Origin of the sequence: Taklimakanibacter albus, assembly GCF_016595235.1 — a bacterium.
Lineage (GTDB): Bacteria > Pseudomonadota > Alphaproteobacteria > Rhizobiales > Aestuariivirgaceae > Taklimakanibacter > Taklimakanibacter albus.
This window is the reverse complement of sequence record NZ_JAENHL010000007.1, coordinates 742,457-768,674: the sequence shown is the minus strand read 5'-3', so window position 1 is coordinate 768,674 and position 26,218 is coordinate 742,457. Positions and strand designations below refer to the sequence as shown.

The 26,218-nt window shown below is 64.0% G+C and carries 22 protein-coding genes; 15 read left to right on the top strand and 7 right to left on the bottom strand.

What is annotated here, in order from left to right; genetic code table 11:
* Window positions 1-52: 52 nt before the first annotated feature.
* Window positions 53-655, top strand: a complete 603-nt coding sequence (locus JHL16_RS15225) for an SRPBCC family protein (RefSeq protein ID WP_200185714.1) — start codon at window positions 53-55, stop codon at window positions 653-655.
* Window positions 656-780: 125 nt separating this feature from the next.
* Here JHL16_RS15225 and JHL16_RS15220 read toward each other — a convergent pair whose 3' ends face one another.
* Entirely contained in the window at window positions 781-2,325 is a 1,545-nt protein-coding gene (locus JHL16_RS15220) for a malonate--CoA ligase (protein WP_200185712.1), read from the bottom strand.
* Window positions 2,322-3,752, bottom strand: coding sequence for a malonyl-CoA decarboxylase (locus JHL16_RS15215; RefSeq protein ID WP_348647217.1), 1,431 nt, complete (start codon window positions 3,750-3,752; stop codon window positions 2,322-2,324). Before JHL16_RS15215 ends, JHL16_RS15220 begins: the two co-directional genes overlap by 4 nt.
* A gap of 164 nt (window positions 3,753-3,916) precedes the next feature.
* On the opposite strand from JHL16_RS15215, the gene JHL16_RS15210 reads away from it, so the two are divergent.
* On the top strand, window positions 3,917-4,684 hold the full coding sequence (locus JHL16_RS15210; RefSeq protein ID WP_200185710.1) for a creatininase family protein: 768 nt from the start codon (window positions 3,917-3,919) through the stop codon (window positions 4,682-4,684).
* Between the two features lie 8 nt (window positions 4,685-4,692).
* Here JHL16_RS15210 and JHL16_RS15205 read toward each other — a convergent pair whose 3' ends face one another.
* Window positions 4,693-5,502, bottom strand: coding sequence for an IclR family transcriptional regulator domain-containing protein (locus JHL16_RS15205; protein ID WP_200185708.1), 810 nt, complete (start codon window positions 5,500-5,502; stop codon window positions 4,693-4,695).
* A gap of 142 nt (window positions 5,503-5,644) precedes the next feature.
* Here JHL16_RS15205 and JHL16_RS15200 point away from each other — a divergent pair, with 142 nt between their 5' ends.
* The 9 genes from JHL16_RS15200 to JHL16_RS15160 all read left to right on the top strand — a co-directional run bounded on the left by JHL16_RS15200 (window position 5,645) and on the right by JHL16_RS15160 (window position 16,735).
* On the top strand, window positions 5,645-7,063 hold the full coding sequence (locus JHL16_RS15200) for an amidase (protein WP_200185706.1): 1,419 nt from the start codon (window positions 5,645-5,647) through the stop codon (window positions 7,061-7,063).
* Window positions 7,060-7,971, top strand: coding sequence for a DMT family transporter (locus tag JHL16_RS15195; protein ID WP_200185705.1), 912 nt, complete (start codon window positions 7,060-7,062; stop codon window positions 7,969-7,971). The genes JHL16_RS15200 and JHL16_RS15195 overlap by 4 nt, the downstream gene beginning before the upstream one ends.
* A 194-nt stretch (window positions 7,972-8,165) precedes the next feature.
* A complete protein-coding gene (locus JHL16_RS15190) occupies window positions 8,166-9,029 on the top strand; it encodes an FAD binding domain-containing protein (RefSeq protein WP_200185704.1) in 864 nt (287 codons plus the stop codon).
* A 13-nt stretch (window positions 9,030-9,042) separates the two neighbouring features.
* Window positions 9,043-9,585: a (2Fe-2S)-binding protein gene (locus tag JHL16_RS15185; RefSeq protein ID WP_200185702.1), complete on the top strand. Its 543-nt coding sequence runs from the start codon at window positions 9,043-9,045 to the stop codon at window positions 9,583-9,585.
* A gap of 3 nt (window positions 9,586-9,588) precedes the next feature.
* Window positions 9,589-11,976, top strand: coding sequence for an aerobic carbon-monoxide dehydrogenase large subunit (cutA, locus tag JHL16_RS15180; RefSeq protein WP_200185700.1), 2,388 nt, complete (start codon window positions 9,589-9,591; stop codon window positions 11,974-11,976).
* Between the two features lie 105 nt (window positions 11,977-12,081).
* Window positions 12,082-13,167, top strand: coding sequence for a BMP family ABC transporter substrate-binding protein (locus JHL16_RS15175; RefSeq protein WP_200185698.1), 1,086 nt, complete (start codon window positions 12,082-12,084; stop codon window positions 13,165-13,167).
* A gap of 28 nt (window positions 13,168-13,195) precedes the next feature.
* Window positions 13,196-14,698, top strand: a complete 1,503-nt coding sequence (locus JHL16_RS15170) for an ABC transporter ATP-binding protein (protein ID WP_200185696.1) — start codon at window positions 13,196-13,198, stop codon at window positions 14,696-14,698.
* Window positions 14,691-15,797 carry an ABC transporter permease gene (locus JHL16_RS15165; protein ID WP_200185694.1) on the top strand — a complete coding sequence of 369 codons (1,107 nt, stop codon included), beginning with the start codon at window positions 14,691-14,693 and terminating at the stop codon, window positions 15,795-15,797. The genes JHL16_RS15170 and JHL16_RS15165 overlap by 8 nt, the downstream gene beginning before the upstream one ends.
* Before the next feature lie 2 nt (window positions 15,798-15,799).
* The gene (locus JHL16_RS15160) at window positions 15,800-16,735 is read left to right on the top strand and encodes an ABC transporter permease (protein ID WP_200185692.1); all 936 of its coding nucleotides are present in this window, start codon (window positions 15,800-15,802) and stop codon (window positions 16,733-16,735) included.
* 16 nt (window positions 16,736-16,751) lie between these two features.
* On the opposite strand, the gene JHL16_RS15155 is transcribed toward JHL16_RS15160, so the two are convergent.
* Window positions 16,752-16,979, bottom strand: a complete 228-nt coding sequence (locus JHL16_RS15155) for a hypothetical protein (RefSeq protein ID WP_200185690.1) — start codon at window positions 16,977-16,979, stop codon at window positions 16,752-16,754.
* 231 nt (window positions 16,980-17,210) lie between these two features.
* Window positions 17,211-17,459, bottom strand: coding sequence for a hypothetical protein (locus JHL16_RS15150; protein WP_200185688.1), 249 nt, complete (start codon window positions 17,457-17,459; stop codon window positions 17,211-17,213).
* A gap of 592 nt (window positions 17,460-18,051) precedes the next feature.
* On the opposite strand from JHL16_RS15150, the gene JHL16_RS15145 reads away from it, so the two are divergent.
* Entirely contained in the window at window positions 18,052-18,774 is a 723-nt protein-coding gene (locus JHL16_RS15145) for a response regulator (RefSeq protein ID WP_200185686.1), read from the top strand.
* Window positions 18,771-20,183 (top strand): ATP-binding protein, encoded by a 1,413-nt coding sequence (locus JHL16_RS15140; protein WP_200185684.1) that lies wholly within the window; start codon window positions 18,771-18,773, stop codon window positions 20,181-20,183. Before JHL16_RS15145 ends, JHL16_RS15140 begins: the two co-directional genes overlap by 4 nt.
* Window positions 20,184-20,186: 3 nt before the next feature.
* Here the strand turns inward: JHL16_RS15140 and JHL16_RS15135 are convergent, their stop codons facing one another.
* Complete coding sequence (locus tag JHL16_RS15135; protein WP_200185682.1) at window positions 20,187-21,923, bottom strand: adenylate/guanylate cyclase domain-containing protein; 1,737 nt, start codon at window positions 21,921-21,923, stop codon at window positions 20,187-20,189.
* Window positions 21,924-21,930: 7 nt separating this feature from the next.
* Window positions 21,931-23,868 carry a GNAT family N-acetyltransferase gene (locus JHL16_RS15130; RefSeq protein WP_200185680.1) on the bottom strand — a complete coding sequence of 646 codons (1,938 nt, stop codon included), beginning with the start codon at window positions 23,866-23,868 and terminating at the stop codon, window positions 21,931-21,933.
* Window positions 23,869-24,203: 335 nt separating this feature from the next.
* On the opposite strand from JHL16_RS15130, the gene cysP reads away from it, so the two are divergent.
* Entirely contained in the window at window positions 24,204-25,208 is a 1,005-nt protein-coding gene (gene cysP / locus JHL16_RS15125) for a thiosulfate ABC transporter substrate-binding protein CysP (RefSeq protein WP_200185678.1), read from the top strand.
* Between the two features lie 183 nt (window positions 25,209-25,391).
* The gene (cysT, locus tag JHL16_RS15120) at window positions 25,392-26,216 is read left to right on the top strand and encodes a sulfate ABC transporter permease subunit CysT (RefSeq protein WP_200185676.1); all 825 of its coding nucleotides are present in this window, start codon (window positions 25,392-25,394) and stop codon (window positions 26,214-26,216) included.
* The last annotated feature ends 2 nt before the right edge of the window (window positions 26,217-26,218 follow it).

Sequence of the window (26,218 nt, the reverse complement as noted above, 5' to 3'; positions counted from 1 at the left end):
CACCGGCTTGGCAATCAGCACTTTCGTTTCTCAGTGAGAAAGGCCCGGTTCGATGCAGATCACACAGTCCTTCAAGGTTGCGCGGCCGCTGCCGGCCGTCTGGGCGCTGTTCCAGGATATTCCTGAGATCGCCAGATGCATGCCGGGCGCCGAGCTCATCGAGGACAAGGGGGACGGCAACTATCTCGGACGCGTCGGCATCAAGCTGGGGCCGTTCAATGCCTCCTTCGAAGGTGAAGCGAAGGTCAAGGTGGATGCCGCGACACATACCGGGCATGTCGAAGGCAAGGGAATGGACAAACGCGGCGGCAGCCGCTCCAAACTCGTGATGGACTACAGCCTGTCGGAATCGGGTGATCTCACCGCCGTCGACATCAAGGCCGATCTGCAGCTTTCGGGGCCTGTCGCCCAGTTCGGCCGCACCGGCGTCATCACCGAAACGGCGAATGTGCTGATCGCGCAATTCGCCCGCAATATCGAGCAGAAGCTCGCACCGGCTGTGACCGAGACCCGGCCGGCCCTGGAAGCCGAGCCCGCGGTAAAGGTCGTCAACGAAGCGAAGCCGGCGCCAGCCCCAGCCAATCAGATCAGTGTCGCTACGCTTCTCGGCGCGCTCATCTCATCCTTTTTCCGACGGCTGTTCGGGCGCGCATAAAAGCCCGCGCGTTTAGATCACGATCACTTTAGGTCGGGTCGACCTAAAGTGATAAACGTGATCGTAATCTTTTATTTAGCGCGTGATCGGACGGAAAACCGGCGTCCACTTTTCCTGATCACGCGCTACCGCGGGCGATAGAGATCGGCATAGGTCTGGCGCAAAGCGTTCTTCTGCACCTTGCCCATCGCATTGCGCGGCAGGTCGTCGACGAAGATCACCTGCTTGGGCAGTTTGAACTTGGCGAGCCGGCCTTCGAGCCGCTGCAGGATTTCCCGTTCGAGAAGGCTGTCGCCGGAGCGCACCACGACGGCGGTGACGCCTTCGCCGAAATCGGGATGCGGCAGGCCGATGACCGCCGATTCGACGATGCCCTCGATACTGTCGATCTCGCTCTCGACTTCCTTCGGATAGACATTGAAGCCGCCAGTGATGATGAGGTCCTTGCCGCGGCCGACGATCGACACATAGCCATTGTCGTCGATGCGGCCGAGGTCGCCGGTGATGAAGAAGCCGTCGGCGCGGAATTCGGCCGCCGTCTTCTCCGGCATCCGCCAATAGCCCTTGAACACATTGGGCCCGCGTACCTCGATCATGCCGATCTCGCTTTGCGCCAGCGGCTTGCCGCTGTCGGGATCGCTGATGCGGACATCGACACCGGCCAAGGGAAGGCCGACCGTTCCGGCGATGCGCTCGCCATCATAGGGGTTCGACGTGTTCATATTCGTCTCGGTCATGCCGAAGCGCTCGAGAATGGCATGGCCGGTGCGCTCGCGGAATTCGCGATGCGTGTCGGCGAGGAGGGGCGCCGAGCCCGAGATGAAAAGACGCATATGGGCGGTCGCCGCGAGGCTCAAGCCCGGATGCTGGAGGAGGCGCGTATAGAAGGTCGGGACACCCATCATCGTCGTAGCGCCGGGCATCAGCCGCATCACGTCGTCGGCATCGAATTTCTGCCGGAAGAGCATGGTGCCGCCCGACAGCAGCAGCGTGTTGGTCGCGGTGAAAAGGCCATGCGTGTGATAGACCGGCAAGGCATGGATGAGGGTGTCGGCCGCGCTGAACCGCCAGGTGTCGATGAGCGTCAGTGCATTGGAGGCGAGATTGCCATGGGTGAGCATGGCGCCCTTCGAACGCCCCGTCGTGCCCGAGGTATAGAGGATGGCGGCGAGATCGGACCAGCCGACTTTCGCATCGGTGAAACCGCGCGCCTGCCGGCGTGTCGCGTCCATGAATGTCCCGTCGCCCTTGATGCCGAGCGAGAGCAGGGCAGCGACATTGCGGCGCTTGGCGAGATCCGCGAGAGCATCGAGACGCTCCGGCATGACGATCAAAGCGGAGGGCTCGGCGTCGCCGACGAAATAGTCCACTTCCGGCTCGGTATAGGCGGTGTTGAGCGGCAGATAGACGGCGCCGAGCTTGGCGCAGGCGAGGAAGAGCGCGATGGCTTCCGGGCTTTTATCGACCTGGATCGCCACCCGGTCGCCGGTCTTCACGCCCTGCGCCGCAAGGGCATTGGCCATCTGGCCGGCGAGCGTCCAGAAATCGAAGAAGGTGAAGTCACGGCCGTCGCCATTGCGGATGAAAAGCTTGTCCGGCGCGGTCATCCGACGGTGCACGAGAGCGGGCAGATTGCGCAACTGCGGATCATCGGCATAGGACCAGCTCATGAGATCTTGGCTTCCTTCTTTCTTGGTTTTTCCGAGCCGAGCAGGCTCTGGACGTTTCGGGTCAACATATTTGCCGACAGATCGCCGGCCAGAATCTTACGGATCGCGGATGAATGTGCAACCTCACCACTGTCGGCATAATCTTCATGATTCTTCTCGATGGCGCCGAGATCATAAAGATAATTGACCATCACGCCATGGGACTGGCGCAGGCCCTTGGCGGAGAGGTCGGCCGAGGCGTGGATGCGCTCGAGCCTCGCGCCATTGCCGAGATGGAATCGGGCGACGGGATCGAGCGGCCGGCGATTGGCGCCCTTCGCCTGCAGCAAGTAGGTTGCCGCAGCCTGGCGCAGGACTGGTGCCAGCGCCTCTCGGTCCTCAGCATTCTCCTGCCAGCCGGACTGGTCGAGGCCCGCCAGACGTTCGTTGTCCGGCAGCGCGGCGAGAAGCGGCGAGTCGTCCTGGCGCGCGGTCTTCAGCCAGGACGCGAAGCCTGGCACCGGCGATAGGGTAACGAAGGTCTTGAGCCACGGCATTTCGCGCAGAAGCTCCTCGACGACCTGCTTGATCAGGAAATTGCCGAAGGAGACGCCCTTGAGCCCGACCTGCGTATTGGAAATGGAATAAAAGACCGCCGTGTCGGTACTGGGGAGCTCGAGCGCGGTGCGCTCCTCCGACAGGAGCTCGCCGATATTTCCGGGAATGCCTGAGGTGAGGGCGACTTCGACGAAAATCAGCGGCTCGTCCGGCATCTGCGGATGGAAGAAAGCAAAGCAGCGGCGGTCACGCGGCGCGAGGCGGCGGCGCAGATCGTTCCAGTCCTTGATCTCATGCACCGCTTCATAATGAATGATCTTCTCGAGGACATTCGCCGGCGAGGCCCAGTCGATCGGGCGCAGCAGCAGGAAGCCGCGATTGAACCACGAGGTCAGGAGATGGACGAAGTCGGCCTCGACGGCCTCCAGCGCCGGTGTGTCGCGCAAATGGGTGAGCAGCTCCTGGCGCATCTCGACAAGCGCCGCGGTACCACCAGGCGCGAGGTTGATGCGGCGCAAGAGTTCCTGGCGCAGCGGCTCGGCGGCGGCATGCAGCTTCTGCGCCGCGGCCGGCGTCGGCTGCGCCTGCCATTGCCCGACGGCGTCGGTGAGCTTCTCCGCATCGGGACCGAAATCCTGCGCCAGCATCTCGAACCAGGCGCGCCGCGCCGGCTTGTCCATGCTTTTCCATTGCGCCACGAGGGCGCGCGCCAGAGCGACGCCGGATGCCTCGCCCTTGGTCGAGATGAGGCTCGAGGCCAATTCGCCGATGCGGCTTTCGGCCGATGCGCCCGCCGGCAGTGGCCGGCCGAGCCATTGGCGTCCGCGCTCGGCGATCCTGGCGAAGAGGTCGCTCCAGAAGGCATTTTCCGGGTTGATGGCGTTCATCATGGGTCTCCCAGCTATTTACCCACAAATATGGGGTGCAGATGACGCTTGCACTACGCCCACTTTACATGTTCATATATTAGCTATCGTATCCATATTCTGAGTATGAATGTCATTGCGGGCGAGCGCAAGCCCGAGAAGAGGGAAAGCCGGCCATGGAACACCGCATGTCCAATATGACGCAGATGGAAATCGCCGAGGCGATCAAGGCGAAACGCGCCGTCATCCTGCCGACCGGCGCCACCGAGGCGCATGGCCCGCATATGCCGACCGACACCGACACGCATCAGGCCGAGCATATCGCCTGGCTCCTGGCGGAGCGCATCAACGCGCTGGTGGCGCCGCCCGTCGCCTATGGCATCTCCAAGACCTTCGAATTTTTTCCGGGAACGATATCGCTCTCCATTCCCACCTATCAGACGATGCTGTTCGAAATCGGCGCGGCGCTTTTGCGCCAGGGCTTCGAGCATCTGATCATACTCAACGGCAACCGGCCCAATGGTACGGCCAATGACGCGGTGGCGCGTCATCTGGTGGATGAGCTCGATACCCAGCATACATTCAAGGTTTCGGCGGTCAGCTATTGGGAGCCGGGCGCGGCCAAGATCAATGAGCTGCGCAAGTCGGTTGCCGGCGGCATGGGGCATGGCTGCGAGTTCGAGACCGCCTTCCAGCTCGCCACCAGGCCGCATCTGGTGAAAATGGAGAGACTCGCCGGCGCCAAATACGGGCCGGTCGGCTGGGATCTCGTGGCGCCGACCAATCCGACCCGGACCTATATGCGCCGGCCGCGCCCGGAAGCGGGCCATGCCGCGATCTTCGGCGACCCCACACATGCGACCGCGGAAGCCGGAGAAGTCTTCATCCACACCACCGTGGCGGCGCTCGAGGAGACGTTCAAGACGCTGCGCGGTTCCTACGAAGAGCGCAAGTAAGGCGTGCGTCAGCCTTGCCCGGGGCGCCAGCCCAGATCGAAGGAAATGGAATGCGCCGTGTGGACGATGCGCTCCTGCAGCTCCTCGCGGCGCTTCTCGTTGCGCAGCATCGTCTTGCGGAAGACGAAACACAACGACGCCACGACGCGGCCGCTGCTGTCGCGGATGGGGGCGGCGAGGGAGCCGGTGAAAGGTTGCACGTCGGCGACGGTCTGCGCGAAACCCGCCTCACGGATCTCAGCGAGGCGTTTGCGCAGTTCCACCGGATCGGTGATCGTCTCGCTGGTCAGCTTTTCGAGATTGCGCTTGAGATAAAGCGCGATGAAGGCCGGATCCTCATAGGCGAGAAGGATCTGGCCCTTCGACCCGCAATGCAGCGGAAAATGGTGGCCGTAATGCGCCTTGGTGATGTCCTCGCCGAAACGCTGGGCCGAATAGATCGCCACCGACTGCCAGCCGCTGCGCTCGACGATCTGCACCGCCACGCCCTCGACGTCCTGCATCTGGCCCAGATAAGCCATCGCCGTGTTGAGCACGCGGTTGTTCGACAGATAGGCCGAGCCGATATACCAGAGGCGAGGGCCGATCTCGTAACGGTTGCTTTCCGGATCGCGGCGCAGGAACTGCGCCTTTTCGAGCTGGATGATGGTGCGGTGAACGGTGGCCCAGGGAAGGTCGAGCGCGCGTGTGACATCCACAACGCGGCTCGGCGACGCGGCGATCTGCTCGAGCACCGCGAAAGACCGCGACATGCCACGCAGCTGGCTGGCCCGATCGCCGTCCGCCGCCCGACTGGATTTGACTTTCGCTTTCGCCACAGGCGACTCCTGCCATTGTCTGGGGTAACATCCGCCGGCAGCCGTCCCTGCCAGGGGCGGGATATCGATCGATCCCGATATTCAAATAGCATATACTCTATCCGCTCATCGGATGCCAGTAGACTTGTGGAGGAGAGGGCGCATGAATGATCTTCTTCACACTCTCTCGGCATGCGCCGCGGTCGACGGGCTCCGCCAAGGCGAGCTGTCGCCGGGCCAATTGATCGCCGCACTGGAGCAACGGGTCGAGGCCGTCAATCCGGCGCTCAATGCGCTCCCGACCACATGTTTCGAGCGCGCCCGCGCGCGGGCCGCGGCGCTCGAGAAACTGCCGCCCGGCGAACGCGGGGTGCTGGCCGGCCTGCCGGTGCCGATCAAGGATTCATATGAAGTCGAAGGGGTGCGCACCACCTGGGGCTCGCGCGCCTTCGCCGATCATATCGCGGCCAGGTCTGACTATTGCGTCGAGGCCATCGAGGCCGCCGGTGGCGTCGTCTATGCGAAGTCGAACACGCCGGAATTCGAGGCGGGGGCCAATACGTTCAACGATGTGTTCGGCGCCACGCGCAATCCCTGGAATATCGCTTTGTCGGCGGCGGGATCGTCCGGCGGGGCCGCGGCGGCGGTCGCCAGCGGCATGGCCTTCATCGCGCAAGGATCGGACTTCGCCTGCTCGGTGCGGTATCCGGCGGCCTTCTGCAATATCGTCGGTCTCAGGCCCAGCCCCGGCCTCGTGCCGCAAGGGCCAAATGCCTTGCCGTTCCAGGTGCTGTCGGTGATCGGACCGCTGGCCCGCAGCGTCGCCGATGTGGCGCTCGGCCTCGATGGATTTGCCCGCTTCGACCGGCGCGATCCGCTGTCGCGGCCGGTATCGCCCATGGGCTACCGGGCAGCCGCCATGACGGCTGAGCGGCCGAAGCGGGTCGCCTTCAGCATGGATCTCGGCGTCGCGCGGGTCGCGCGCCCGGTACGCGCGACGATCGAACAGGCGGTCGGGAAGCTCGCCGCTGCGGGACTCGCGGTCGCCGAGACGCATCCTGATCTGAGCCTCGCCGACGGCGCCTTCCGGACATTGCGCGCCTTCCAGTTCGCGGCCTTGCGGCAGGAGGTCCTGCAGACCGCGCGGGACAAGCTCAAGCCGGAAGTGGTGTGGAATATCGAGCAGGGCCTCAAGCTCACGGCGGCCGAGATCGCGCTCGCTGAAGCGCGCCGCGCCCAGTCGCGTCGCGACATGCTGGCTTTCCTGGACGAGCACGACTTCCTGATCGCGCCCGCCGCACCGGTCGAGGCCTTTCCGGTGACCGAGCGCTTCGTGCGCGAGATCGACGGCGAAACGCTCGAGACCTATCTCGACTGGCTGCTGCTCGGTTATGCCGTCACCGTTTGCGGATGCCCGGCGATCTCGATCCCCTGTGGCTTGAGCGAGAACGGCTTGCCGGTCGGGCTGCAGATCATCGGCAAGCCTTATGGGGAAGCTGCGCTGCTTCGGGTCGCGGCATGGTGCGAGAGTGTGCTCGCGGCATCGCTGGCGCGGCCGCTCGAACCGAGGGGCGCCGCATGAGCAGTTCGTCGCTCAGGCTCGAGCCGGTGCTGCTCCTCTTCGCGGCGGGCAGCTGCATCGGGCTGATCTTTCCGCTCGGCCGGCTGGCCGGAGAGGCAGGCGTGCCGCCACTCCTCTATGCCGCGGCGAGCGCCTTCGGGGCGAGCCTGGTGTTGTTCCTGGCCGCGTGGTTTTCCGGAACTCCGGCGGCGGCGCGCCGGGGTGTCGTCAAATATGCGCTGGTTGCCGGGCAACTGACCTTCGCTATCCCCTTCGGCATGCTGGTGGCGGTGATTCCGCATCTGGGCTCGGGCATCCCTGCGATCCTGCAATCGCTGGCTCCCATCATCACGCTGGCCATCGTCGCTGCGCTCGGCCTCGAGCGTCCGAGCCTTTTGCGGCTCGTGGGCCTTGCCTCCGGTCTCGCCGGCGCGCTGCTCATCCTGATCTCACGCAATGCCGGCAGCTTCGGCGAGACGGCGCCGGCCATCTGGTACTTCGCCGCGCTGGTGACGCCGCTCGCGCTCGCCGCCGGCAATGTGTTCAGGACGGTTGCCTGGCCCAAGGCTGAGAAACCTTTGCCACTCGCGGCGGTGACGCTGGCGGCCGCGGCGCTGGGGCTCGCCGCCTTTCTTCTGATCGCCTGGCTGTTCGGCCAGAAGACGGATGTCGTCGCGGGCCTTGGCGCCGGCTGGCACCTCATCGTCTTGCAAAGTCTCGCAAGCGGCATCGGCTATGCCTTGTTCTTCCGGCTGCAGCAGATCGGCGGTCCTGTCTATCTCAGCCAGATCAGCTATGTGCATACCGGAGTCGGCGTCGCCTTTGCCGTCCTGTTCTTCGCCGAGCCCCTGTCCGCCGTGGTGTGGGTCGCGGTGGCCTTGATCCTCGCCGGTGTCGCGCTGGTCAATCGCGAGCAGCAGCCCAGATAACAGTATTGACAGGGCAAGGCGTCGATCAGTATCATCATATTCGATATCATATCCATTATGTGGATAAAACACGAAGGCTCCTCGAAGAGCCTCCATAGCCGGGGAAACGCAGTGCCGAAAATGGCTTCGCAGCGGAACATGGCGACATCCGGGATCTCACCGAGATCCCGCGGCAGCAGGCGGGAGGTGCGCCCGTGAAGCCTTCCCTGTTCGACTATGTGGCGCCGCGCTCGGTGGACGAGGCGGTTGGCTTGCTCAAGGAAGACTCCGGCGCCATGATCCTGGCCGGCGGGCAAAGCCTGATCCCGGCGATGAACATGCGCCTCGCCAGCCCGTCGCGGCTGATCGACATCCAGAATATTCCGGGCCTCTCACATATCACGATCGGCAATGGCAAGATCGCGGTCGGCGCCATGGCACGTCACCGCGAAGTCGAGCTGCATGACGGCGTCGCCGCCGCCAATCCGGTTCTGCGCGCCGCTCTCGGTCATGTCGCCCATATCCCGATCCGCAATCGCGGTACCGTCGTCGGCAGTCTCTGTCATGCCGATGCCGCCGCCGAGATGCCGATGATCCTCGTGCTCACCGGCGGCAGCGTCCAGGTGGCCGGATCGGATGGCGGGCGCGAGATCGCCGCTCAGGATTTCTTCCAGTTTCACATGACGACGTCGCGCCAGCCGGACGAGATGGTGGTGGAAGCGCATTTCCCCGCTCTGCCGCCGGGCGCCGGCTTCGCCTTCGAGGAATTCACGCGCCGCCATGGCGACTATGCCATCGCCGCGGCAGGCTGCATCCTGACACGCAACGGCGCGGGCGCCGTGGCCACCGTGGCCCTGGCCGCCTGCGGCGTGTCTTCCAAGCCGCTGCGCCTTGCCGCCGCCGAGCAGATCCTTGCCGGCAGCCGGCTCACCGCAGCCGATATCAAAGCAGCCGGCGATGCGGCCTGCGCCGCCGTGACGGCGCCGGGCGACATGCATGCCACCGCGGGCTATCGCAAGCATCTTTTCGCCACGCTTGTCCGTCGCGCGGTGGAAAGAGCCGCGGCGCGGGCGCAATAGGAGATCGGACATCATGGCTCGCGGAAAGATCAAACCAAAACTTCCTCAGTCCTCGGATGATCCGCGCGTGAGCGTGAAGCTGACCGTCAATGGCGAGGAAGTCACGCGCGAGGTCAGCGTGCGCATGCTGCTGTCCGACTTCCTGCGCCATGAGCTCGGCCTGACCGGCACACATGTCGGCTGCGAGCATGGAATCTGCGGGGCATGCACCATCGTCATGGACGGCAAGGCGGCGCGCTCCTGCCTCACCTTCGCCGTCCAGGCGTCGGGACGCGAGATCCGCACCATCGAATCGCTGGCCGATCCGGATGGCACGCTGCACCCGCTGCAGCAGGCCTTCCAGGATTGCCATGGATTGCAATGCGGCTACTGCACGCCGGGCATGATCATGAATATCCTCAGCCATCTCGAATCCGATACCGAGATCGATCTGTCCGATGCCGGCGTCCGCGAGATACTGGCGGGCAATCTGTGCCGCTGCACGGGTTATCAGAACATCATCTCGGCGGTGCGTCGTGCCGCCGATCACATGGCGCCAAAAGCCGGTCAGGAATAACCCATGTCGACACGACTGTTCGGTGCCCGGATCAAGCGCAATATCGATCCCCAGCTGTTGCGCGGGGAAGGCTCCTTCATCGACGATATTCCGCTCGCCCAGGCCCTGCATGTGGCTTTTGTGCGCAGCCCCTTCGCGCGCGCCCGCATCAACTCGATCGATATCTCGGCGGCGGTGGCGCATCCGGGCGTCGCCGCGGTCTATACATGCGACAATGTCGGGGCGCTCGATATCGAGATGCCGCTGCTCATCCCGCATTCCTCCATGCACGATGCGCGCACCCAGCGGCCGCTGGCGCGCGACGATGTCTATTATGTCGGGCAGACGGTGGCGATGATCGTCGCGGTCGACCGCTATACGGCGGAGGATGCCGCGGCCCTGGTCGATGTCGACTATGATCCGCGCGATGTCGAGGTGGATCTCGAAAAGGCGATCCTCGACGGCGCGCCCCTTGTGCATGACACGCATGAACAGAATATCGCGGCCCATTTCGTGCAGGTCTCGGGCTATCCCGACAGCGCGATCGCCCAGGCCGAGCATGTGACCAAAATCCGCGTGCAGGTCGACCGTTCCACCGCGGCGCCGATGGAGTGCCGCGCCGTCGCGGCCCAGTTCGACGAGGTGACGGGCGAGCTCACCGTATGGGACGGAACCCAGGCGCCGATCTCGGTGCGCGGCGGTCTTGCCTCCATCTTCAAACTCGACGAGGACAAGGTCCGGGTCATCGCGCCCAATGTCGGCGGCGGTTTCGGGCAGAAGGTGCTGCTGTTCTATCCCGACGAGCTCCTGGTGCCGATGGCGGCGATGCAGCTGGGGCGGCCGGTGAAATATATCGAGGACCGGCGCGAGAACTTCGTCGGCTCCTCGCAGGAGCGCACCCAGATCCATTTCATGGAGCTCTACGCAAAGAAGACGGGCGAGGTGATCGCGCTGCGCGACAGCTTCCTGCACGATACCGGCGCCTTCATCCCCTATGGCATCGCTGTGGCCCAGGTCGCCTCGACCTCGATCGCCGGCCCTTACCGGATTCCCAATATCTGGGTCGAGTTCAAGGCCATCTATACGCCGACCGTGCCGGTCACGCCCTATCGCGGCTGCGGCCGTCCGCAAGCCTGCTTCGCGATCGAGCGGGCGATGGATCAGCTCGCCGACGAATTGGGCCTCGACCGCTTCGAGATCCGCCGCCGCAATCTCATCGCCGATCATGAGTTTCCCTATGATCGGGAAGGGCTGATCTTCGCCGACGGCCTGAAAGTGAGCCTCGACAGCGGCCAGTATCACAAGGCGCTGGCGATGATGGAGGAGCGGCTCGATGCTCCCTCATTCGCGAGCGCGCAGGCCAAAGCGCGTGCTGAAGGCAAACATCTGGGCCTCGGCCTTGCCTTCTATGTCGAGGGCACCGGGCTTGGACCTTATGAAGGCGGCCACGTCCGTATTCATCCGATCACCGGCAAGGTCTATGTGAATACCGGGCTGACCTCGCAAGGGCAGGGACATGACACGGTCTTCGCGCAGATCGCCGCCGACCAGCTGGGTGTGAAGCCCGAAGACGTGATCCTGGTCGAAGGCGACACCAAGGCCTTCGACTGGGGCGTGGCCACCTTCGCCAGCCGTGCCGCGGTGGTTTCGGGCAATGCCATCCACAAATCGGCAATGATCGTCAGGCGCAAGGCGCTCCAGGCGGCCGCCAACATGCTGGAGGCCGATGTCGGCGACGTCGAGCTCAAGGACGGCGCCGCCTGGGTCAAAGGCACCGACCGCAAGGTACCGTTATCGGCGGTCGCCACGGCGACCAATCCGCTGCGTTATGCCTTCAACGAAGCGGCGCAGGCTGCGACCCAGTTCGCGCCGGCGAGCCGTCATGACGGTCCCTCGCTCGATGAGGGCGAGCATCCCGGTCTGGAAGCCACCGATTATTACAGCCCGCCCTGCGCCACCTGGGCCTATGGCGTGCATGGCGCGCTCATCGAGGTCGATCCGGAACTGTGCAGCGTGACCATCCGCAAATATGTCTGCATCCATGATTGCGGCAACATGATCAATCCGATGATCGTCGAGGGCCAGGTCATGGGCGGCATCGCGCAAGGGCTCGGCGGTGCCATGTATGAGCGGATCGAGTTCGACGAGACCGGCAATATGCTCAATGCGAATTTTGTCGATTTCCTCGTCCCCTATGCGACCGAGATTCCCGATGTCGAGATCCTGCATCTCGAGACGCCATCGCCGCTCAACGCCCTGGGCGTGAAAGGCGTTGGCGAGGCGGGCTGCATCGCGGTGGGCGCGGTGGTCGCCTCAGGCGTGGAAGATGCGTTGAAAGCGCTGGGCGGCGGAAAGTTCCGGCATACCCCGATCACACCCAGCATGATTCATGCGGCGCTCGACGCCGCTTGAGCGCTGCCGACGACAAGCCGTCCCATAGAGGACGGCCGAAAAACAAGCCGTGAAGAAGCACAAGCGGTGTTCACCGCGGATGGGAAGCAAGGAAGGACAGGGCACATGACACGACATATTTTGAGACTTCTCGCCTTTGGACTGGCCTTAGTCGGCTTGTCGGCTCTGCCGGCAATGGCGGCGTTCAAGCTCAAGGGTGAGCCCAAGATCGCGCTCGTCATCTTCACCCAGAAGAATGACGGCGGCTGGTCGCAGGCGCTCGATGAGGCGCGCCAGCGCCTGGAAGCGTCGATGGGCGTCAAGATTCCAGTGGTGGAGAACGTGCCGGAAAACGCCACGGCGATCCGGCCGGCGGTGGAATTGCTGATCAGTCGCGGCTTCAACATCATCATCGGCTCGGCCTTCGGCTATTCCGACACGTTCAAGGAGCTGTCGGAGAAGTATCCCGATGTCGCCTTCCTCAATCCGGCGGGCATCACCAACGGGCCCAATCTCCAATCCTTCTATGGCCGCACTTATGAAAGCCAGTATCTGTGCGGCATGGCCGCCGGTGCGGCCTCCAAATCGGGCAAGCTCGGCTTCGTGGCGGCCAATCCCTTCGGCCTCGTGAACTGGACGGTGAACGCCTATGCGCTGGGCGCCCAGCAGGTCAATCCCAACGCGACCGTCACCGTGATCTATACGGGCGCGTGGAACGATCCGGTCAAGGAACGGGCCGCGGCGGAAGCGCTGATCGAGCAGGGCATCGATGTCATCGGCCAGCATGTCGACACGCCGGCAACACAGATTGTCGCCCAGGAGAAGGGCGTCTACGCGACCGGCCATCACCGCGACCTGCGTGAATTCGCGCCGAAGGCGACACAGTGCTCGTCGGTCTGGGTGTGGGATCGCTTCCTTGAGCCCGAGATCAAGAAGATCATCGCCGGCGACTGGACGCCCCCCGCTTATGGTGCCTTCCTGTCGATCAAGGAGGGCGGCACTGACATCGCCTGCTGCGGCGACGCGGTGCCGAAAGACGCGGCCGACAAGATCACCGCCGAACGCGAGGCGATCGTGAACGGCAAGCAGGTCTATGCCGGTCCGCTCGCCGATCGCGACGGCAAGGAACGTGTCCCGGCGGGGCAGGTGCTGTCGGATGCCGATCTCTGGAAAATGGACTGGTTCGTCAAGGGCGTCATCAGTCAGAAGTGACGGCACCTGGCTTTCTGTGGACAAGGTGATGACTTCGGCTCTCGAGCTTTCGGGCATATCCAAGTCATTCGACGGCTTTCGCGCCATCGCCGCTGCGGATCTCGAGGTCCGCAGCGGTGAAGTCCATGCCTTGCTGGGCGAGAACGGCGCCGGCAAGTCCTCGCTCATGAATATCGTCGCCGGCCTCTATGCGCCGGATGAGGGCTCGATCCGCGTCCAGGGCCGTCCGGTGCGCATCGCCGGCCCCCTCGATGCACGGCGCTTGGGCATCGGCATGGTCCATCAGCACTACAAGCTGGTGAAGAGCTTCTCGGCGCTCGAGAACATCCTCCTGGCCAATCCGAAGGGCGGTTTCGCGCGCGGCCGGGCCGCGATCGACACCGCGCTTGCCCGCCTCGCCGACCGTATCGGTTTCACCGTCGATCTGACGAAACCGGTGGGCGCGCTCTCCATCGCCGAGCAGCAGCGGGTCGAGATCCTGAAAATGCTGGTCGGCGGTGCGCGGCTGCTCATCCTCGATGAGCCGACCGCGGTGTTGACCGATATGGAGGCCGAGAGGCTGCTGGCGTTGCTGCGCCATCTCGCCAGCGAAGGCGCCGCGGTCATCCTGGTCACGCATAAGCTCGGCGATGTCATGCGCCATGCAGACCGGCTGACCGTCATGCGCAACGGCAAGACCATCGCCACCGCCAGCCCGGGGACACTTAACGCCGGCGAGCTGACGAAGCTGGTGGTCGGCACCACCACGACCGAATGCGCGGTTCCGGCGCAGAATGTCGGCGGACCGGTTCTTTCTCTCACCGGCGTCAGCAGCGGCGGCAATGGCCGGCGCGAGACGCTGAGCGACGTGACAATGCGGATTTGCAGCGGCGAGATCTATGGTCTCGCCGGCGTCGGCGGCAACGGCCAGACCGAGTTGGCCGAAATCCTCATGGGCGTCGTCACTACGGCGTCCGGGCGGATCACTCTGGAAGACGCGGTCGACATAACAGATGCCACACCGAAGACGCGGCGCGCCAGGGGCCTGGCCGTCATCCCGGCGGACCGGCATTCCTACGGTCTGGCTGGCGAGCTCTCGATCGCCGACAATTATGCGATCGGCGATGTCTATTCCGGCAAATATGGCGGCGTCCTGCGCATGAAGTCGTCGGCGGCGCAAACGGCCGCCGGCGCGGCGGTCGCCGCGCATGACGTGCAAGGCGTGCGCAGCCTCGCGCATAAAGCGGCGCTGCTGTCCGGCGGCAATGCGCAGAAACTCGTGATCGCCCGCGAATTCGCCGGCGCGCCGCGGGTGATCCTGGCCCATAGCCCGAGTCGCGGCCTCGATGTGCGGGCCGCCGCCGCGGTCCATGCACGCCTGCGGGCGGCGCGTGACGGCGGCGCCGGAATTCTTCTCATCAGCGAGGATCTCGACGAGATCCTGCTGCTTGCCGATCGCATCGGCGTCATGAGCAGCGGCCGGCTGGTGGCCGAATTCGCAGCACCCGCCGACCGGCAGGCAGTGGGAGAGGCCATGGTCAGTCATGGCTGAGCCGCTTGCCGCCCTCGATGCGGCACCGCCCGCGCCCTCCCGTCAGTCCAGTCGGATGACGGTCGAGATCCGTCAGACGAGCCCGGCCGGGCAAAGGATCCTGATCCGCGGCGCCGGTCTGCTGATCGGTCTGGCGATCTCCGTCGCCATCCTCGCCTGGGCGGGCGTCGGCCTCGGCAATCTCGCCAATGAGTTCATCTATGCGATCTTCTCGGACAGCCGGAGCGTGGCGAGCGTCCTCGTCCAGATGGCGCCGCTGCTGATCGCGGGCCTCGCCGCCTGCGTCGCCTTCCGGGTACGGTTCTGGAATATCGGCATCGAGGGGCAGATGATCTTCGGCTCGATCGCCGCTACCCTCGTGGCCATCACGGATTTCGGGCCCCCAGCGCTGCGCCTCGTCGTGATGCTGATGGCTGCCGCGCTGGGCGGCATGGGCTGGATCTTCGTTCCCGTCGCGCTCAAGCTGAAGCTCGGCATCAGCGAGGTCGTTTCCACGCTGCTCCTCAACTATGTCGCGCTCAATTTCCTCCTCCATCTTCTCTATGGCAGCTGGCAGGATCCGAAGAGCAGCTTCCCGCATTCCGAGCAATATGACGCCATCGAACGGCTCAGCCCGATCGGCTGGGAGAATGTCACGCTGGCTCTGCCGCTGGCCTTGCTGTTGGCGCTCATCTTGTGGTGGGCCCTCAATATCAGCCGGTTCGGCTTCTTCACCCGCTTCGTGCATGCGAATCCGAAGATGGCGAAAGCCATCGGCATACCGGTGCTCGGCGTCACCTGCGCGGCGGCGCTGCTGTCGGGCGCCCTGGCGGGCGTCGCCGGCTTCGCGATCAGCGCCGGCATCGAGTACCGGATGACGCAATCGTTCTTCTTCGGCTACGGTTTCTCAGGCATCCTCATCGCCTTCCTCGCCCGCAACAATCCCATCGGCGTGATCGTCGTCGCCTTCTTCGTCGCCATTCTCTTCGTCGCCGGGCAGAGCCTGCAGGTCTTCTATCAGATCCCCGGCGCGATCGTGCAGCTGATCCAGGCCATCGTGGTCATCTCGGTGGCCGCGGCAGAGTTCTTCATCCGCCACCGGCTGAAGTGGACGAAGTAGACATGGCCGACTTCATCCTCAACTGGCTCGTCGTCTCGCCCGCCTTCGCCGTTCCCTTCGCCTTGGCGGCGCTCGGTCTCATCGTGGCGGAAAAATCCGGCGTCCTGTTTCTCGGGGCCGAGGGCTTCATGCTGGTCGGCGCGATGACCGGGGCAGGGGCCCTGATCACCATGGGCGGGCATCCCCTGCTGGCACTGCTCGTCGCGATGCTGGCGGCGGCACTGGTCTCGCTCATCTTCGCCTTTCTCGTCGTGGTGCTGCGGGTCGACCAGATCATCGCCGGGCTCAGCATGGTGTTTCTCTGTCAGGGGTTGACGAGCCTGATCTCGACGCAGCAAGGCTGGACCAACCGGCCGATTTCCGGCCTGGACCCCATTGCGCTATGGCCCTTGTCCGAATTGCCGATCCTCGGGCGTCTGCTCTTCCATCAGGACGCGGTCTTCTATGCGACGATCGCGATCTTCGTCGCCTTCCATTGGATATCCAACCGGTCGCTTCTGGGGCTCAGGCTCAAGGCGGTCGGAGAGAATCCCGACGCTGCCGATGCGGCGGGCGTTAGTGTCGCGCTCTATCGTTTCGGCGCGGTGCTCTGTGGCGCGGCGCTGATCGGGCTGGCGGGTGCCTATCTGTCGGTCGGCGTCGCCAAGATCTGGGTCGACGGCATGGCGGGCGGGCGCGGCTGGATCGCCATCGCGCTGGTGATCTTCGCGCGCTGGCAGCCCTGGCGGGCATTGGCCGGCGCCGTGCTGTTCGGCTGCATCGAGGCGCTTATTCCGCGTATTGCCGCCGCCGGCATCCAGGTGCCGCAATATTTCATGCTGATGACGCCCTATGTCGCCACGCTGGCGGTAATGATCTGGGCAGCCCTGCTGCGTTCGCCGCGCACCGGTCAGCCGGCGGCGTTGGGCACGCCCTTCGTGCGCGAAGAGCGGCGCTGAACGATACCTATCGTATCTACTGCTCGGCCGGGGCGCCGTCTTCCGGCACTTCCTCGTCGCCGATCGCCGGGGCGGCGGGAATGCACTGCAGGCTCCAGTTGGCGGCGGGCTTCGTCGCCTCATAGGCCTTGACGGCGGCGAGGCACTGATCCTGCTGATCGAAGGGGCTGGGCAGCACGGTGACTCCGCCTTGCGGGCCGGCAACGACGACATACCAGAGAAAGGCAGCAGCGGCAGCAGACATGGGACCTCCTCGTCAGAATGAAACGTGAAATGAGGCCGGGTGAATCCTTGGTGAGGGTGATCCGCCCGGCCTCCTAGATCACGATCACTTTGGGTCGTTACGACCTAAAGTGATGAACGTGATCGGAATCAATTTGGCGCGTGATCGGACGGAAAACCGGTTTCCACTTTTCCTGATCACGCGCCGAGGTGGCGCGTGATCTTGCCGATCACGCGCTCGTCGCCGTCCTCGTTATTTCTTCTTCTTGGTCACCGGGCACTTATGCGTCTTGGTGTCCTTGCAGAGCTTCTTGTGCTTGGTCACCTTGTGCTTGGTGGTCTTCATCGTCGCCGAGGTCTTGGTCGCCGCGGTCTTGGCCTTCGCCGGCGCCGGGGTAGCAACGGTGGTGGTCGCCGCCTGCACCGGGGTCACGGTGAGAGCCGGCGCCGTGAAGGCGAGGGCCGTGGCGAGGCTCAGAGCAGCCAAAGTAAGTTTGTTCATCTCAGTATCCTTTCCATTCGTTTCAAGAAGCACGAGGCATGTCGGCTTCGGTCATCACTTCGGGTCGATCGGCTGGACCCCAAACAGCTGGAGCGCTTTGACATAGGCTCTGAGGCCTTGCGCTTGTTTGCCTTCGGCGCAGAGTTTCTTCGCCTTCGCTCCAATCGTCGTGGCCTTGGCAGAGCGATTGGACCCGGAATGGGTCTTGATCTGCTCGGCGAGTTGGTCCTGCAGGATGGTGCAACGGTCAGACCTCGTCTGCTCCGCCGCAACACCGCCTGAACCCGCTAGCAGAGCGAACGCGCCTGTCAGTGCCGCGAGACAAGCGATGCGCAGGCTCCGGGACCTGCAGCTCACGTGGGACATAGTAGAGGAACCAGAGTTGCGCATCGTTGTCGCAACAACGGATAGGCGCGCTGTTTTTCCGGAATTTTTCCGAAGCTCGCGGTCTCTGTAACCGATTGTTTCCAGGGCCGTCGGAGCGGATACAAAAACTGTCGTCCAGTTAACTGGATCGCCGTGAAAGCCCGTGTTATGGCCCAACCGGCATGAGACTCACCCGCATTACAAATCTGTTATGGAGGGCCTTCGCATGACGACGAGCGGCCACCTCCTCGTCGTCGATGATGATCGCGAGATCTGCGATCTCATCCGGCATTTCTTCGAACGTCATGGTTATCGCGTGTCGGTGGCGCATGACGAGGCGCAGATGCAGGCGCATCTCAGGCGGACGAATTTCGATCTCGTGGTGCTCGACGTCATGCTGCCCGGCCGCAACGGCCTGGAACTGTGCCGTGACATCCGCGCCAAGTCGCAGGTGCCGATCATCATGGTGACGGCGGTCGGCGAAACCACCGACCGCATCGTCGGTCTCGAAATGGGCGCCGACGACTATCTCGCCAAGCCCTTCGAGCCGCGCGAGCTTCTGGCGCGGGTCCGCGCGGTGATCCGCCGCTTCGCCTCCGCCGGCGAGGCGGAGCGCCAGACGCGCCCGACCCAGACCTATAAGTTCAGCGGCTGGACCATCGACCTCGCGCAGCGCCGGCTGTGGAGCGACGATAATGTCGTCGTCACCCTGACGACCGCCGAATTCGATCTCCTGACCGTCTTCGTCACGCATCCACGCCGTACGCTGAGCCGCGATCAGCTCCTCGACCTGACACAAGGACGCGAGGCGCAGGCCTTCGACCGCAGCATCGACATTCTGGTCAGCCGGCTCAGGCGCAAGCTCACCCAGAGCGTCGAGAACGCCAACTTCATCGTGACCGTCCGAGGCGGCGGCTATATGTTCGCGCCCGCCGTGGAATCGCCATGAGACGGCTGTTGCCGCAATCGCTGCCCGCCTGGGTTCTGCTGATCGTGGTGACGGGCCTCCTTGCGGCGCAGACGGCGACCCTCGTCATCGCCTCGCATGGGGTGGCGAGCACCGGACGTTCCTTCGATCTCTTCCGCTTGGGCGAGCGCACCGTCGCTTTGTCGAAAGCCCTCTATTCGGCGACGCCCGCGGCGCGCCCAGGCCTTCTCGACGATCTCGCCACGCCGCCGCTGATGCTGTCGATGTCTGCCAGGCCGGCGGTCACCAGCGCCATTCCCGCCGATGACGAGCTGGCCGAGCTCGAGGACATTCTCGTCGCCAAGCTCGGCCGCGACGGGGTGAGCGATATCAGGATCCGCGAGGAGGATCCGGCCGCGGTCTTGCGCATCACCGAGCCGCGGGCGAACGATGCCGAAGACGAGCCGGGCAATGTCGAGGAGCAGCTGTCGGAAGCGGCGAGCAATCTTGGCCGCAGCGGCCGTTTCGTCGTCTCGGTGCAGTTCAATGACGGGCAGTGGCTCAATTTCGTATCGCCGGTAACACCTGATCCGCCAGTGCTGACGCCGGAAAATATCCCACTTTATGTCGGCGCGGCCGTCTTCATCATCCTGCTGTCGCTGTGGACGATCCGGCAGCTCACCGCGCCTTATGCCGCTTTCGAACGGGCCGTCAAGGCGATCGGCAACGACCTCAACCGCCCGCCGCTGCCCGAAACCGGCAGCCGCGAAGTCCGCGCGGCGGTGCGCGCCATCAACTGGATGCAAAGCAAGGTGCGCGATTATGTGTCGGAGCGCGAGCATCTCGCCGCTGCGCTCGCCCATGATCTGCGCACGCCGGTGACCAGGCTGCGCCTGCGCTTCGAGCTGCTCAAGAAGAAGAACGAGACCAAGGCCCTCATCGCCGATCTCGCCGAGATCGAGGCGATTATCCAGTCGGTGGTCGATTTCGCCAGTCACGAGCCGCACAAGGAGGCAAGCGAGCGCATCGACATGATCTCGCTGGCCGAGGCCATCTGCGACGACTTCCCGGAGGTGCAGATGGATCAGCCGGCGGAGCCGGTGCGGATCGTGTGCACCGGCCGGCCCATCGCGCTCAAAAGATGCCTCACCAATCTCATCGACAATGCCGTCAAATACGGCAAGCGGGCGCGGGTGACGGTCACCGAGACGGACGGGAATGTCGATGTGGCGATCGCCGATGAAGGTGAGGGGATACCGGCGGACGAGATCGAGAGCGTCTTTGAGCCCTTCGAGCGGCGCGAGCGCTCGCGCAACCGCGAGACGGGCGGCATCGGCTTAGGGTTGGCAATCGCCCGCGGCATCGCCCGGACGCATCAGGGCGATATCACCATGACGCCGCGCGCCGAAGGCGGCATGAAAGTGGTGCTGTCGCTGCCGAAGGGAAGTTGACGTCTATTTCTGATCGAGACGCCAGCATCCGTCCCAGTCGTCCGGCAGTGGCGCGCTCATGAAGCCTTCGATACGCTTGAGGAAAACACGTGAAGGTCCATCGTCGGGAGACATCGCGAGCGCCGCGGCGAAAGCGCCGCGCGCGTCATCCCAGCGCCTGGCGCGATAGGCGGCGAGCCCTTCGGCGAAACGCGCCTTCAGCTCGTGCTGCGCCGGCGTCAGCTCGCCTTTGCGACCCATGATCTCGTACATCGTCTGCGGCCGCGTCTCGCCCAGCACCACCACACGATCGATCTCGCGCGTTTCGACTGTGTCCCCGGCGCCGGCGATCGTATCGGCGGAAGCGAGGATGCGGGTGCCGTAGAGCTTGCTCGCGCCTTCGAGGCGCGAGGCCAGATTCACCGTCTCGCCGAGCACGGTGTAGCTCATCATGAATTCCGAGCCGATGCTGCCGACCAGCGCCTCGCCGGTGGCGACGCCGATGCGGATGTCGAAGGCGATCGGCAGGCTGCGCATGCCGAGCAGCTCGGCGATCTCGGCCTTGAGCGGGGCGATGTGCGCCTGCATGTCGAGGGCGGCGAGACTCGCCAGGCGTGCCTGATCGGCTTTCTCGGTGAAGGGCGGGCCCCAATAGGCCATGATGGCGTCGCCGATATATTTGTCGATGATACCGCCATGGTCGCGGACCGGCGCGGACATCACCGAAAAGTAGCGGTTCATCACCTTGACGAGACCTTCGGACGTCGTCTCCTTGGCGATGCCGGTGAAGCCTCTGACGTCGCAGAACATCACCGTCATGACCCGGTGCTGGCCTTCGGTGGCGAGCACCGGATGGTCGATGAGATCTTCCACCACGCGCGGATCGACATATTTGCCGAAGGTCCGGCGGATATGCTCCTTGAGGCGCAATTGCTCGATCATGCGGTTGAAGGCGGTGGTCAGATGACCGATCTCGTCGCGCGAACTCACCGTGACGGTGTGATCGAGATTGCCGGCCTCGACCGCGCGGGTGCCTTCCAGAAGGCGATGCACCGGGCGCGTGATGCCGCCGCTGACGAGGAGCGCGAACATGAGGCCCAGCAAGGCGGCGAGCGCCGTCACGGCCGCGGCAATTATCATGGCCTGGCGCTGTTGGGCGACCGTCGCCGCCGCGTCCGCCTGCACCAATGACAACATGTCGGCGCGGATGCCGTCGAGCTTGGCGATAAGGTCATCGCGCAGGGCGTCGACCCGCGTCATGCTGTCGGATATCGCCTTGCCGTCGCCGGTGTCGAGTGCGGAGAAGAGACGGTCGATCTCCTGGTTCAGCTGTTGACGGGCATAGGTGATTGCCGCGCCGATGCGGCCGTCGAGCCGGACCAGCGCGATGGCGTCGTCGGCGGATGATTTTCGCATCTCGACGAGACTATTGATCAAGTCGCGGGCGGCTTGCGCTTCCTTCTCCACCTCGTCGCCCTTGCTTTCGAAGAGCTCGCGGTTCTCTTCATATTTGGCCGTGTCGACCGGCGTCTGCATCTTGACCATGACCATGCGGCGCAACGCCAAGGCCCGCTCGAGGGAGCGGATATTGGCGCGCGCCAGATGGCCATAGGCCGGGATGAAGCTGTTGGAGAGTTCCTGGATGCGATGCTCGACCCGCAACGCCCAGACGAATGACAGGATCGCGGTCAGCACCATCAGGACGATCAGTCCGATGGCGATGCCCATGATCTTCTTGCGGACCGTCAGTTGAATCGACATGAATGGATCATTTCGAGGGGCGCCGGGCTTTACGTTTTGGCGGATCTTTGGCGGGCTTCTCCTCGGCATCGGGTTTCGCCGGCCTGGCGGCGGCGCGATCGGAGAACAGAATGGTCACCTGGATCGTGTCACCGTCGCGCTCCGTCGTGGCGACGCCCGGCGCATTGGCCGCGAGACGCACCATGCGGGCATTGTTTGCGAGAATCTCGGCGACGAAGCCCTTGACGCCGCGGGCCATGGCATATTCCTGGAGGCGCGTCTGGAGCGCCGTGCCGAGCCCCTGGCCCTGCCAGTCCGGCGCCACCATATAGGCGACCTCCGCCAGATTGGTCGTCGCATTCAGGAAGTAACAGCCGCTGCCGACCACCACCTCGTTTTCGCGGGGGCCCGTCACCGCGAGAAAGGCCACTTGCGTCTCGTGATTCACGTTACAGAGCGTCTGCAGGTCCTGATAGGAGAGCGACCGGACGCGCCGGAAGAAGCGCGTATAGACATCGTCGGGCGAGAGCAGGTGGAAGAGGGATCTGAGCGCGTCGGCATCGGCGGCGTGCGCCGGCCGGATCAGCAGCTCGGCGCCGTTGGCGAATGTCTGGCGCCGCTCTTCCTGAACCGGATAGGCGTTGTGCGAGGCGAGATACTGCTCGCGCGGGACATAACCGAGCTGCCGGGCGGCTTCGACCAGCGCATCGCGATGGTCGGGATGCGCCACTTCGATCATCGCGAGGGCGCGCTCGCGGATGGATTTCCCGAACAGATAGGCGATGCCATATTCGGTGACGACGTAATGCACGTCGGAGCGCGCGATGCCGACGCCGTCGCCGGCGGCGAGCAGCGGCTTGATCCGCGAGGCGTCGTCTTCCGTGGTCGAGGCGAGGCAGACGATCGGCTTGCCGCCGGGTGAGCGCGCCGCGCCCCGGATGAAGGCGGCCTGGGTGGAAAGCCCGCCATAGAACTGGCCGTCGAGCTGGTCGACGCAGACCTGGCCGGTGAGGTCGATGGCGAAGGCCTGGGTGATCGACACCATGCGATGATTGGCGGCGATGGCGCGCGGATCGCAGACTTCTTCGATCGGCTGGAAGTCGAAGCGCGGATTATCATGCACGAAGTCATAGAGACGGCGCGTTCCCAGACAGTAGCTGGTGACGATGCGGTCGCGGTGCAGCGTCTTGCGCCGGCCAGTCACGACGCCCGCTTCCACCAGGCTCATGATGCCGTCGGTGATGACGTCACTGTGAATACCGAGATCGCGGCGGTCCGTGATGTGGTGCAAAGCTTCGTTGGGAACGCGGCCGAGCCCGATCTGCAAGGTCGAGCCGTCCTCGATGATGGCGGCGATGTAGCGTGCGACGCGGTCCGCCGTTTCGCCGGCTGGCGGATGACGGTATTCGGTCACCGGCGTGTCGACATCGATGAAGGCATCGAAACGATCGATATGGACGAAGCTCGAGCCATGGGTACGCGGCATCGCCGGATTGATCTCGGCGATGACATGACGCGCGACGCCCAGCACCGCCGGGGCGAGATCCACCGATACGCCGAGGCTGACGAAGCCGCGCGCATCCGGCGGCGAGACCTGAAGCAGCGCCACATCGATGGGCAATCGGCCATTGGCGAGAAGGGCAGGCACTTCCTCGAGCGAGATCGGCACATAATCGAGGCGGCCGGCGGCCTGGAGATCGCGAATGTCGCTGCCGACGAAAAATGAGCGGTGACGATAGCGGCTCGCCTGCGCCGCGGGCGATACCAGGGTCGCGAGGAAGCTGACGAATTCGAGATCGGCCGGACCTGGTTCCAGGCTTTCCAGCGTGGCGATCAGATGGCGCGGGGCGGCGCAACCAGTACCGAGATAGATCCGGCTGCCGGGCCGGATCGCCGCCAGGGCTTTCTGCGCATCGACGCGTTTCGCGCCAAGATCAGTCTTAGTCGGAGTCTCCGAAACACTCATCTGGCCTCCCTGCCGTCGGCGTTATCTTTCGCGCGGCCTCCGCCGGCAGGCAAGAAACAAAACTACTAGAGCGCTTCCCGCCAAAGTTGTTCGACTTTGGCGATAAGGAAGCGCTCCAGATTATATGTTTTCGAGCCCTTTTTCCCGTTTTGATCGAATCGAAGCGATTCGATCAAAACGGGAAGGGCTCTAAGCGTCATTCTGAGAATTCCTCATGGCTGCCGTAAGGAAAATAACTGCCGCGCTGCCTTGACAGAGGTTTCGTTCTTTTTATAGAACAGTCGAGATCTTAAACAGAACTCTTGCCCGCCTTCTCTTATCCCCCTGGAGGACTTATGAAAAAGCTTATCGTGGCAGCGGCGCTGGCCACCCTGGCGTTTGCCGCGCCGGTAAAGGCCGAAGAACCGAACAGCATCCTCAACGTCTCCTACGACATTGCGCGCGAGCTCTATGCCGAGGTCAACAAGGCCTTCATCGCCAAATACAAGGCCGATACGGGCAAAGATCTCGAAGTGAAGCAGTCGCATGCCGGTTCCTCCAAGCAGGCGCGCGCCATCCTCGAAGGGCTCGAGGCCGATGTGGTGACCTTCAACCAGGTCACCGACGTGCAGATCCTGCATGACAAGGGCGATCTCGTCGCCGCTGACTGGCAGACGCGACTGCCCAATAATGCGTCGCCCTATTATTCCTTCCCGTCCTTCCTGGTGCGCGAGGGCAATCCGAAAGGCATCAAGGACTGGGGTGATCTCGTTCGCGACGACGTGAAGGTCATCTTCCCCAATCCCAAGACCTCGGGCAATGCGCGCTACACCTATCTGGCCGCTTGGGCCTATGCCAAGGAGGCCTTCCAGGGCGACGAGACGAAGACCCGCGACTTCATCAAGAAGCTGTTCGCCAATGTGCCGGTCTTCGATACCGGCGGGCGCGGCGCCACCACCACCTTCGTCGAGCGCGAAACGGGTGACGTCCTCATCACCTTCGAGGCCGAGACGCGCGCCATCGCCAAGGAGTTCGGCGAGGACAAGTTCGACCTGGTGACGCCGCCGGCGAGCCTCTTGGCCGAATTCCCGGTGGCGGTGGTCGACAAGGTCGCCGACAAGCGCGGCTCGCGCGCCATCGCCGAGGCCTATCTCAAGTTCCTCTATTCGCCGGAAGGCCAGGAGATCGTGGCGCAGTTCGGCAACCGGGTACATGAGCCGAGCGTGGTCGAGAAGCACAAGGCCGACTTCCCCGAGATCAAGCTCGTCACCGTCGAGGACGTGTTCGGCGGCTGGCAGAAGGTCTCCAAGGAGCATTTCGCCTCGGACGGCATTCTCGATCAGCTCTTTGTCGCGCGCTAGCGCGCATCCCGGCGAAGTGGAAACCACTTCGCCGACAAGGATTCGCGCCAGCTTGTATGTTGGGCAAATCCTTATCGTCAAAGTCTCCAACTTTGACGGGATTTGCCCCGCATTTTGTGCTCTAAGCGGGCGGGGCGGGATCATCCCGCCCCGTTCCCTTGTTCAACGATAGCCTGATCCCTCATGCCGCAACGGCGCATTCTTCCCGGCCTTCCGCTCTCGCTCGGCGTCACGCTCGTCTATGTGACGCTTATCATCGCGCTGCCTGTCGCGGCGGTGCTGCTCAAGGCGATGAGCCTGTCGCTCGGCGAATTCTGGAACATCGTCACCTCGCCCCGGGCGCTGTCGACCTATCGGATCACCATCCTCTGCGCGCTCGCCGCCACGCTCTTCAACGCGATCTTCGGCTTCGCCTTCGCCTGGGTGCTGGTGCGCTATGATTTTCCCGGCAAGCGGCTTCTCGACACGCTGGTCGATGTGCCCTTCGCGCTGCCGACCGCCGTCGCCGGCGTGACGCTGACGGCGCTCTTCGCCAAGAACGGCTGGTTCGGCGCACCCTTGGCCTCGATCGGCATCGAAGTCGCCTATACGCCGCTCGGCATCATCATCGCCATGATCTTCACGAGCCTGCCTTTCATCGTGCGCACCGTGCAGCCGGTGCTGGAAGAGCTCGACCCCGAATTCGAAGACGCCGCTTCCTGCCTCGGCGCCGGCGATCTCGACACGATGCGCCGGGTCATCCTGCCCTTGCTGATGCCGGCGCTGCTTGCCGGCATCTCCTTCGCCTTCGTGCGCTGCCTCGGCGAATTCGGCGCCATCATCTTCATCGCCGGCAACCAGCCGCTGTCGACCGAGATCACCTCGCTGCTCGCTTTCATCCGGGTCGAGGAGTTCGACTATCCGGGTGCCGCGGCGATCGCCACGGTGATGCTCCTCGCCTCGCTCACCATCCTCATCCTGACCAGCCTGGCGCAGTCCTGGTATGGCCGGCATCTGACGCGGAGCTGAAG

Coding starts and splice junctions, on each gene's coding strand:
- JHL16_RS15130 (WP_200185680.1), bottom strand. CDS start 23,868: ATGAGTGTTTCGGAGACTCCGACTAAGACTGATCTTGGCGCGAAACGC.
- JHL16_RS15140 (WP_200185684.1), top strand. CDS start 18,771: ATGAGACGGCTGTTGCCGCAATCGCTGCCCGCCTGGGTTCTGCTGATC.
- JHL16_RS15135 (WP_200185682.1), bottom strand. CDS start 21,923: ATGTCGATTCAACTGACGGTCCGCAAGAAGATCATGGGCATCGCCATC.
- JHL16_RS15195 (WP_200185705.1), top strand. CDS start 7,060: ATGAGCAGTTCGTCGCTCAGGCTCGAGCCGGTGCTGCTCCTCTTCGCG.
- JHL16_RS15185 (WP_200185702.1), top strand. CDS start 9,043: ATGGCTCGCGGAAAGATCAAACCAAAACTTCCTCAGTCCTCGGATGAT.
- JHL16_RS15200 (WP_200185706.1), top strand. CDS start 5,645: ATGAATGATCTTCTTCACACTCTCTCGGCATGCGCCGCGGTCGACGGG.
- JHL16_RS15210 (WP_200185710.1), top strand. CDS start 3,917: ATGTCCAATATGACGCAGATGGAAATCGCCGAGGCGATCAAGGCGAAA.
- cutA (WP_200185700.1), top strand. CDS start 9,589: ATGTCGACACGACTGTTCGGTGCCCGGATCAAGCGCAATATCGATCCC.
- JHL16_RS15145 (WP_200185686.1), top strand. CDS start 18,052: ATGACGACGAGCGGCCACCTCCTCGTCGTCGATGATGATCGCGAGATC.
- cysT (WP_200185676.1), top strand. CDS start 25,392: ATGCCGCAACGGCGCATTCTTCCCGGCCTTCCGCTCTCGCTCGGCGTC.
- JHL16_RS15150 (WP_200185688.1), bottom strand. CDS start 17,459: ATGAACAAACTTACTTTGGCTGCTCTGAGCCTCGCCACGGCCCTCGCC.
- JHL16_RS15170 (WP_200185696.1), top strand. CDS start 13,196: ATGACTTCGGCTCTCGAGCTTTCGGGCATATCCAAGTCATTCGACGGC.
- JHL16_RS15175 (WP_200185698.1), top strand. CDS start 12,082: ATGACACGACATATTTTGAGACTTCTCGCCTTTGGACTGGCCTTAGTC.
- cysP (WP_200185678.1), top strand. CDS start 24,204: ATGAAAAAGCTTATCGTGGCAGCGGCGCTGGCCACCCTGGCGTTTGCC.
- JHL16_RS15220 (WP_200185712.1), bottom strand. CDS start 2,325: ATGAGCTGGTCCTATGCCGATGATCCGCAGTTGCGCAATCTGCCCGCT.
- JHL16_RS15225 (WP_200185714.1), top strand. CDS start 53: ATGCAGATCACACAGTCCTTCAAGGTTGCGCGGCCGCTGCCGGCCGTC.
- JHL16_RS15165 (WP_200185694.1), top strand. CDS start 14,691: ATGGCTGAGCCGCTTGCCGCCCTCGATGCGGCACCGCCCGCGCCCTCC.
- JHL16_RS15215 (WP_348647217.1), bottom strand. CDS start 3,752: ATGATGAACGCCATCAACCCGGAAAATGCCTTCTGGAGCGACCTCTTC.
- JHL16_RS15160 (WP_200185692.1), top strand. CDS start 15,800: ATGGCCGACTTCATCCTCAACTGGCTCGTCGTCTCGCCCGCCTTCGCC.
- JHL16_RS15155 (WP_200185690.1), bottom strand. CDS start 16,979: ATGTCTGCTGCCGCTGCTGCCTTTCTCTGGTATGTCGTCGTTGCCGGC.